The sequence below is a fragment of the Clostridium sp. DSM 8431 genome (assembly GCF_900116755.1).
Taxonomy (GTDB): Bacteria; Bacillota; Clostridia; order Clostridiales; family Clostridiaceae; genus Clostridium.
Genome location: NZ_FPBY01000139.1, coordinates 1 through 9,117 on the forward strand (window position 1 = coordinate 1; position 9,117 = coordinate 9,117).

Genomic DNA, 9,117 nt, shown 5'->3' on the forward strand with positions numbered 1-9,117 from the left:
ATAAAGATATAAAATTGAGAAAAACTTAGAATTTAATAGATTTTGTCCAATATAAAGGGGTTAATCCGAATCAGTAGATATTGGTGTATGTGCCATTGGTATATATGATCAAGAAGCAATAGATAAGATATTACAATTAGATGGTGAAGAAGAATTTGTAGTTTATCTTGCAGCTACAGGTAAAAAGAATAATAAATAAAGTTATAAGATAGTAAAGAGATTTTGTTTTAAAATTTCCTTACCGTCTTATTTTTTTATAGCAAAGTCTCAAAGACTTAAAGTTATTCTTGAATAAAATTATATTTAAGATTAGTTCAGTTTTGCCATTTCAATTAAGTTTGACACAAGTTCTTGAGAAGTTGAAGGAATTGTTGGGGGTGATTGAACAAGTGAAATTAAAAACTTAGGTTGAACAGTATCTTCTAAAGGAATTTTAACTAGCCCATCCATATCGTCAACGGCAATTTCTGTTAAGAAAACAATACCAAGCTGTTGCTTTATCATTCCCTTCAAAATAGTTAAGTCGCTACTTCTATATATAACATTTGGTGTGAAATGATTATATACTGATATTCTATTTAATGCGATAGTATGGGCAAAACGCTCATTAAAAGTGATAAATCGCTCATCTTTTAATTCTGAAAATTTAATACTTTTTCTATTGGCTAAAGGGTGTTTTGGGCTTACAACAATCATGAACCTTTTTTCATCTAATAATGTGGTATTTAAATGTTCATCAATAATAGATTCTGTTGAACCTATTAAAGAAAAAGTTATTTTTCCATTTTTAAGTAATCTTAAAAGTTCTTGTGAACCACTGGTTACTATATTAATGTGTTTATGCATATCTTTATCAGTTAATGAACTGGAAAATTTTTCTGAATAATATTGTCCTATAATAGGATGTAAACCTATCTCTATTTTTTCTTCTTTCAATCTGCTAATCTCTACTTGTGCAAGGTTAAGTTCTTCTAAGATATTTTTTATATGAACAGCTAAAATTTTTCCTGCTAATGTCAAGCTAACAGCATGATGGGCCTGATTACGAATAAATAATTTTTTGCTAAAATCCTCTTCTAACCTTTTAATGGAATATGTTACAGTTGGTTGACTTACATTAAGTTTTTCTGCAACTCTAGTAAAACTTTTAAGTTGAACTAGCAATTGAAAATACTCAAGATCTTTAATATTCAAATTTTCACACTACTTTTTTTCAATGTTTCTATATATTGTTTAATTTTATTTGATTTCATATAAATAAAATTTATTATAACGACAGATTTTGACTATGTCAATCAACAAATGTATACTTCCTTTGTAAATTGGAATTATATAAATATGGTTGTAGTTAATATACTAGTGACTAAGTGAAAGAATTTAGGAGGAAATATAAATGAAAAAAGGATTAGATTTACTAAACAATCCATTTTTAAACAAAGGAACAGCATTTACTAAAGAAGAAAGAGAACGTTATGGTATTGTTGGTATGCTTCCTAGCACTGTTCAAACATTAGAAGAACAAGCTACTCAAGCTTATGCTCAATATTCAAGCAAGACTTCGGACTTAGAAAAAAGAATTTTCTTAATGAATATTTTTAATACAAATCGTACACTTTTCTATAAGTTAATGGGTCAACATTTAGTTGAATTTATGCCAGTTGTTTATGATCCAGTTGTTGCTGAATCAATTGAACAATACAGCGAATTATTTGTTAAACCTCAAGATGCAGCATTCTTATCAATTGATGAACCAGAAAACATCAAAGAAAGCTTAAAGAATGCAGCTGATGGTAGAGATATTCGTTTAATCGTTGTTACTGATGCTGAAGGAATACTTGGCATGGGTGACTGGGGTGTTAATGGTGTTGATATAGCAATAGGTAAATTAATGGTTTATACAGCTGCTGCAGGAATCAACCCTTCACAAGTTTTACCAGTTTCAATTGATGCGGGAACAAATAATAAAGAATTATTAAATAACCCATTATACCTTGGAAACAGACATGAACGTATTTACGGTGATAGATACTATGATTTCGTAGATAAATTTGTTAACGCAGCAACAGAATTATTCCCTGAATTACTTTTACACTGGGAAGACTTTGGTCGTTCAAATGCAGCAACTATATTAAACAAATATAGAGATAAAATAACAACATTCAATGATGATATTCAAGGAACAGGAATCGTTGTTCTTGCTGGTATCTTAGGTGGATTAAACATATCAAAAGAAGAACTTAAAGACCAAGTAATGTTAACATTCGGTGCTGGTACTGCTGGAGTTGGTATTGCAGATATCGTTTTAAGAGAAATGATTAGCCAAGGTGTTCCAGAAGAAGAAGCACGTAAACATTTCTATCTAGTAGATAAACAAGGATTATTATTCGAAGACACTGAAGGATTAACTCCTGGACAAAAACCATTTGTACGTAAGAGAAGTGAATTTGAAAACAGCGAAGAATTAACAACACTTGAAGCTGTTGTAAAGGCTATTCATCCTACTATTATGATCGGTACATCTACACAACCAGGTGCATTTACTGAAGAAATAGTTAAGGAAATGGCTGCACATACTAAACGTCCAATCATTATGCCATTATCAAATCCTACTAGACTTCATGAAGCTAAGGCAGAAGATCTAATTAAATGGACTGAGGGTAGAGCATTAGTTGGTACTGGAGTTCCTTCAGCAAATGTAGTTTATAACGGAGTTAGTTACGAAATAGGTCAAGCAAATAATGCATTAATGTACCCTGGATTAGGACTTGGATTAATTGCTTCAACAGCAACTAGAGTTACTGAACAAGTTATATCAGACGCAAGTCATGCATTAGGTGGTATTGTTGACGTAAATAAGCCAGGAGCAGCAATCTTACCTCCAGTATCAAAACTTACTGAATTCTCTCACAAAATTGCAGAAACAGTTGTTAATTCTGTTGTTAAACAAGGATTAAATAGAGAAGAAATCACTGATGCAAAATCTGCTGTAGAAAGCGCAAAATGGTATCCAGAATATAAATAATATAAATTATATAAACAAATGATATTTTAGAGGAGAATATAAGATGGCAAATAATGAAAGTACTAAAAGTAAATCTTTTGGTTCTATAAAAATTTCAGGCGTTTCTCTTCCAATATTTTTAGTGATGGTTGCAGTATTAATTGCAGCCATTGCTTTAGGGAAATTGCCTTCATCTATGATGGGACCTATTGCAGTTTTAATTATTATAGGTAATTTATTTTACTATATTGGAAATCGCTTGCCAATAATCAAAGATTATTTAGGTGGTGGTTCAGTATTTACAATTTTCGCATCTGCAGCTTTAGCAACTTTTGGGATTTTACCTGCAGGTGTAGTAGAATCAACTCACAAATTTGTTAGTAATATGGGATTTCTAGATTTCTATATTGCTGCGTTAATTACAGGATCAATACTTGCAATGGATCGTGATTTGTTAATTAAAGCTTCTGTACGTTATATACCTGTAGCTTTAATTTCTATGATTGCATCATTATTTGCAGTTGCAATAGTTGGTCATTTAATAGGATATGGATTTATGGATTCTATTTTATATATAGCTTTCCCAGCTATGGCTGGAGGTGTTGGTGCTGGTGCAGTACCATTATCAAGTATATATGCAAGTTCGTTAGGGGTGAACGCTTCAGACGTTATATCTCGTTTACTTCCAACTACTGCTATGACTAACGTTTTGGCAATAATTGGTGCAGCATTATTATCTCGTTTAGGTAAATCATTACCTAAGGCAAATGGTGAAGGAAAACTAATGAAAGAGGGTGATTTTGCACCTACTAATGCAGATGCAATTAAGCCTGATATAGCACAAATGGGTGTAGGATTAATGTTAGCTATTACATTCTTCTTATTAGGTCAAATTGGTAATTACTTCGTTCCAAAGGTTCATGCTTATGCGTTTATAATAATATTTGTTATGATTTGTAAAATAGGAAGGATTTTACCTAAGTCATATGAAGATGCAGCATGTATGTACAATAATTTAATTGTAAAGAACTTAACAAGTGCAGTACTTGCTGGTATAGGAATTGCATTATTAAATTTAAATGTATTAGTTCAAGCATTTAATTGGCAATTCATAGTTTTATGCTTTGTAAGTGTTATAACTATAGGAGTTGTTTCTGCATTTGTAGGAAAACTATTTGGTTTATATCCAATTGAATCAGCAATTACAGCTGGTATGTGCGATAACTCAATGGGTGGAACTGGAAATGTTGCTGTATTATCAGCAGCAAATCGTATGGAATTAATGGCTTTTGCACAGATGGGAAATCGTCTTGGTGGGGCAATTATATTAATAGTTTCAGGTTTTGTAGTTCAATTAGTTTCATAAGATAGTTTGAGGAGAATATCAAACTTCAAATAAAGAATAAATTTATAGGTATTTTAAAATATAATAAAGAGTGACGGGGTAATTTTAAAGATTACATTCATTTTGGTAGTAAGATCCATAAAAATCTATTAGATTAGTATGGATCCCATTATTTTTGGCAAAATTATTAATATTAGTGATAAATATTTATACTTTCTAAAAGAGTACTAGATTACCAAAAGAATAGTAAATTTCAAAAAAGTGCATTCTTGTTAAAGTGAAATATAAGGATTAATATAATTGTAAGAAAAGTATATCTTGTTGTTCCACCTAAAACTGAATACTCTTTGACTGAATTTGGTAAAATACTTGCGCTCATATTACTTAATATGTGTCAATGGGGCGAAGAATATAGGAGTGATCATATTAAACCAAACAAATAATTAGTTTGATTTAATTGGTTTGTTTTTGTAGAAGATATCTATCAATAAGAGATTTTAAAAAAGTTACTTGTTGATAGGAGGGCACTGAAAAAATTAAAGTTTTTCAGTGCCCTCTTTAATGATGGGACTATATTTGATGTAAAGGCTTTTAAGAATATACTTCAAGAAGCAGAAGCTTATAAAATGGCAGATGTTATTGGAAAGATAGCATATTATATTGATGCACCTAGGTTACATTATTACTTTAAAGGAAATGAGTTAAGTAGAGAATTAAGATATTTTAAAAAATATATCCACAGAATAATAAAATTTTATGCACAAAATGATAAAGAAAAGTTTATAGAAGTTATGAAAACTTTATTTACAAGTTATACAGAAGATGATTTTCTATGTAAGTTTAAAGGTAATTTCCAATTTAATTATTTTATAAAGAATATTTTATATGCAAATTTTAAGGAGAAACCTCCAAAGGGAGATTGGTATAACTGGCAAAAAAGATTTAATTGGATGAGTAATGATCAGCTTTTAAAGCTTGAAGGAAGATATGAGTGTAATAAGGAAATTTGGGATGACCATTTAGAAGATGTACTATACATAGCTTTAAATGCAAAAATAAGTAATGTTTATAAAGCATGTTATTTTATTTTAAAGGAATCTAGCAAGATTAATGAATTAATTGAGAAAATGAGCTATGAAGAAATTATTAAATTAACTATGGCTTCTTATGAACCTTTAGCAAAGATGTTTAAAGAAAAGCTTAAAGATAGACTATCTAAGGAAGAAAAGTTTGATTTTAATATAATGAAAGCTTTAATGGATAGTGATAATGAAGAGCTTATAGTAATGGCTGAAGAATACTATGATAGCTGTAATGGACATCTTACAGAAAAACATATTGTTGAACTTATGTTTATTAATAATATAGATAGATGGACAAGCTACATATGCAAGTGTATTAAAGAAATTAAAACAGAAGACTACTTTGAGTTTGTAAAGGCTATGATTGATTCAGAAGATAGATTTAGTAATGTAGATATGCCAAAGGAAATTACAGATGCTTTATCTCAGTCAGTAAAAAGAATTCTTGAAATTTCAGAAGAAGAAAGAATAGAAAATTTAAATTATACATTAAATGAGATTTTACAAAAGGGTTCAATGTCTAAGGTTTTAGAGAACTATTTAGAAGAGGTTATTTTTATATTATCTTATGATGAAATAAAAAAGGCTAAGCTAAGTAATAGTTTATCTTTAAAATTAAGTAACAAATTTAACATAATAATTAATATTGTTTCTTCAATATTACAAGATAGCATACCATCAGATTCTGTAATGATAGAAATTTTAGAAACAGGGGCTTCAAAAACAATAAAAACATTATTCGAAATAATAGATATTAATGAAAAAGAATTAAAAGACAGACTTTCTACTTTATTAATATTCCTAGAAAGTGATATTGAAATGCTGAATGAAAGAGCTAAGAGAGTATTTTGGAGCATGGATGAAGAGCAGAAAATTAAAATGCATAAAGTTATCATAGATTCACCAGTAGAGAAAGTATATAAGTTTGGATTAGAAGAACTTAAAAGAATCTATGGAGAATATATACCTGTAGATTTTGTTATGTGTATGATGGAACATACGTCACCAGAAGTTAAAGCATTTATATCTGGTAAAACAGATAGTATATTAAAAACTTTAGCTAAAGGCAATAAGGAATTATTTATGTATTATGCTAAGACCTTATTACTTTTACCTAATAAAGTACGTAAGAATAAAGATGACATATATGAAGCACTATATAGTTTTGCATTAAAATATCCTGAAATGAGAGAAGATGTAGAGAATCTTTGTCTTAATATGGGAGCATCTAACATAATAAAGGATAGGGAAAAAGCACTAGTTACCTTAGCAAAAATAAGAAAGGAGTTAGCTGTATAATGAAGATTAAATATAATTATGCAAGTCCTTCAATGTGTTCTAGAAACAGCTCAAATACTATACTTGGTTTAAGCACAGATTTAAGTAGAGATGAAAAAGTATCATTTTTAGGAAAGCTTAAACATCCTCTTATATTTAGAGATGCTATGCTTATGCTTAGAGAAATAGTAATTTCTGATACTACTCAAAAAAAGAAAGAAAGAGTTGAATTTTTTCAGTGGCTGGAAGGAGAAATTGAAAGAAGAATTTTAACTCATAAAGAGTACATGCCACAGGTTAGAGATGAACTGAAAGAAAGTATGAATAATCTTGTAATGGATATAAAAAAGCAGGATGAGAAAATACAAGATCTACATGAAATTAGAAAAGGAATTTTGGAAGTTTATAAAAGACAGAGACCATGATTTATGGTTTGTGCTAGATCCAGTTATAACAGTACATAAAGATCAAGTTTCCTTTGAAGGTTTTTCTATTGATGAATCTACTTATGGATGTCTTTCTATAGATATGGATGAGTTTGAGCTTTTAGAAGAGCCTAAGCTTGGGACTACTAACATTGATTTTAGCTATAAACTTTCAAAGAAAATTGAAAGATTTAGAACGTATAATGAAGTTAAATTATCTGTTAATCCAGGAGGCTTTGTTGCAGAAAGTGGTGTTATGCCTGAATACTTTGAAAAGAAAATAGATCTTCCTGAAACTTGGATAAAAGGATTTAATCAAGTATCAGCTGCTGCAAGCTTAGAAGGAATAGATGTAGAGATTACAAGTGCTGATATGTATGACATTTGTTCTTTTTTAAGAAGACATAAGGCTAAGGAAAGTCCACGTTATATGAAGTGGATACTTAAACCAGGAGAGAATATAAAAATATTATTCGAACCATTTAAAGAAGTTCTTACACTTAACTCAATATATAAAGGAGAAAAGGAAAGAGAAGAAAAAATATGGGGTAGAAGAAGATGGCTTACTATGGAAAAGATAATTCCTTTAGCAAAATCTTTTAAGGTAAGACTTTTAGGCTTTGGTATGCCTCAATTTATAGTGGCAGATATGGGAACTATGAAAATGACTGTTGGCTTTACTTCATGGTCTTCTAATGACTGGGTTAAGGGAACATCCTTTAATATTATGGGGGGGTTCATTGGAGAAGGAAATTATCCTAAGGTTTATAATCTTTTAAAAGAAGAGAGAGCCCTATCTATTGATGAAATATATGCTAAACTTTGTGATGATTCTAAGTCTATGTGCAAAGCAGGTATAGGAATGCTATTAAAAAAAGGTGAGGCTTATTATGACCCTATAGTAGATAAAGTTAGATTTAGAAGATTAATAAGTAAAGAGCTTCCAAAAGAAATGTATGAAACTACAGAAGTTGAATTAAAGGTACAAGCACATTTAAAAGAAGGTCTTGATAATTTTAAAATAGCTGTAAATGAAGAGGGAGAGTATGTATTTACTCATTCAATGAAGACTCCAAATCCTAAGAAAGGAAAATGGGCATATTATAGAACTGATGACTTTAGTCGTGAATATGATGATACTAAAACTGAACTTAGTATTGATAAAGATGGTGCTATAACAAAGGTTAAGTGTGATTGTAAAACATTTAAAAAGGGTGCAGGAAACATCTCAGAGCCATGTGATCATATCCTGGCATTATATTTGATTTCTAGAAAGTTTTTAAAGCTTGATCTTGAAGAGGGAAGAGAATATAAAATTAACGATATAATGGAGAAATTACTATGATGGATAATATAGATAATAAAAAAGATTATAGAGATGCTGTGAATTCTATGGGTAAAAAAGAATTTACCTTGCTCAAGATGCAAGAGTATGGATTTTGACCTGAGAATTTACCTACACCATATGAAAAACAGAAGAATGAAACTCCAGAAGAGTATAAAAAGAGAAAAGAACTTTTTAATGAGTATGAAAAAATTATAAAAGAGATAAATAATCTTTATAAAGAAAAAGAAGATATAAATTTAAAGCTTAGAGAGCTTCAAAAAAAGTATGATGATACTTGGGATTATGAAAAAATAAGAAAAGATGTATCTCAGACTATAATGAAGGAATCTATTGAAAGACGTAAAGAAATAAAAAAACTTAGAAAAGTAGAGAAAGAGAATAAGTCTAGGGAATGGAAAAAGTATAAAAGTGAAAACATTGTTTATATAGGAAGAGGATATTCTAATGCCTTGTTTTTAAAAGATACAAATATTGAAAAATTAAAGGAAATTGGACTTCCTATAATAAAAGATGATAAAGAATTAGCTGAATTTTTAGGTATAGAATAGGGTTAATCATATTTCTTAACCCTTATATATCAAGGCTTCGAAAAGCCGAGATTTCTATATCACTCAAATTTCCTGGTATCTTTTGTACCT

At 29.6% G+C, this 9,117-nt stretch carries 7 protein-coding genes and 1 pseudogene; 7 read left to right on the forward strand and 1 reads right to left on the reverse strand.

Annotation, left to right across the window (positions count from 1 at the left end; all coding sequences use genetic code 11):
- Positions 1-309 precede the first annotated feature (309 nt).
- Positions 310-1,194: a LysR family transcriptional regulator gene (locus tag BM384_RS12865; RefSeq protein ID WP_090014193.1), complete on the reverse strand. Its 885-nt coding sequence runs from the start codon at positions 1,192-1,194 to the stop codon at positions 310-312.
- Positions 1,195-1,393: 199 nt separating this feature from the next.
- On the opposite strand from BM384_RS12865, the gene BM384_RS12870 reads away from it, so the two are divergent.
- The 7 genes and pseudogenes from BM384_RS12870 to BM384_RS17735 all read left to right on the forward strand — a co-directional run bounded on the left by BM384_RS12870 (position 1,394) and on the right by BM384_RS17735 (position 9,027).
- Positions 1,394-3,022 (forward strand): malolactic enzyme, encoded by a 1,629-nt coding sequence (locus BM384_RS12870; RefSeq protein ID WP_090014195.1) that lies wholly within the window; start codon positions 1,394-1,396, stop codon positions 3,020-3,022.
- Between the two features lie 43 nt (positions 3,023-3,065).
- The gene (locus BM384_RS12875; RefSeq protein WP_090014196.1) at positions 3,066-4,367 is read left to right on the forward strand and encodes a 2-hydroxycarboxylate transporter family protein; all 1,302 of its coding nucleotides are present in this window, start codon (positions 3,066-3,068) and stop codon (positions 4,365-4,367) included.
- 272 nt (positions 4,368-4,639) lie between these two features.
- Positions 4,640-4,789: pseudogene (locus BM384_RS12880) on the forward strand (winged helix-turn-helix transcriptional regulator); the annotation flags it as partial.
- Positions 4,790-4,972: 183 nt separating this feature from the next.
- The gene (locus BM384_RS12885) at positions 4,973-6,727 is read left to right on the forward strand and encodes a hypothetical protein (RefSeq protein ID WP_090014200.1); all 1,755 of its coding nucleotides are present in this window, start codon (positions 4,973-4,975) and stop codon (positions 6,725-6,727) included.
- A complete protein-coding gene (locus BM384_RS18285) occupies positions 6,727-7,131 on the forward strand; it encodes a hypothetical protein (protein WP_242946032.1) in 405 nt (134 codons plus the stop codon). The genes BM384_RS12885 and BM384_RS18285 overlap by 1 nt, the downstream gene beginning before the upstream one ends.
- The gene (locus BM384_RS12890; protein WP_242946033.1) at positions 7,082-8,476 is read left to right on the forward strand and encodes a hypothetical protein; all 1,395 of its coding nucleotides are present in this window, start codon (positions 7,082-7,084) and stop codon (positions 8,474-8,476) included. Before BM384_RS18285 ends, BM384_RS12890 begins: the two co-directional genes overlap by 50 nt.
- A gap of 320 nt (positions 8,477-8,796) precedes the next feature.
- Positions 8,797-9,027, forward strand: a complete 231-nt coding sequence (locus BM384_RS17735) for a hypothetical protein (protein WP_175537377.1) — start codon at positions 8,797-8,799, stop codon at positions 9,025-9,027.
- Positions 9,028-9,117: the final 90 nt, after the last annotated feature.

Excerpts from the sequence above, each read along its gene's own strand:
- BM384_RS12890 (WP_242946033.1), top strand. The coding sequence starts at position 7,082 with ATGAAATTAGAAAAGGAATTTTGGAAGTTTATAAAAGACAGAGACCAT.
- BM384_RS12875 (WP_090014196.1), top strand. The coding sequence starts at position 3,066 with ATGGCAAATAATGAAAGTACTAAAAGTAAATCTTTTGGTTCTATAAAA.
- BM384_RS17735 (WP_175537377.1), top strand. The coding sequence starts at position 8,797 with ATGAAGGAATCTATTGAAAGACGTAAAGAAATAAAAAAACTTAGAAAA.
- BM384_RS12870 (WP_090014195.1), top strand. The coding sequence starts at position 1,394 with ATGAAAAAAGGATTAGATTTACTAAACAATCCATTTTTAAACAAAGGA.
- BM384_RS12885 (WP_090014200.1), top strand. The coding sequence starts at position 4,973 with ATGGCAGATGTTATTGGAAAGATAGCATATTATATTGATGCACCTAGG.
- BM384_RS18285 (WP_242946032.1), top strand. The coding sequence starts at position 6,727 with ATGAAGATTAAATATAATTATGCAAGTCCTTCAATGTGTTCTAGAAAC.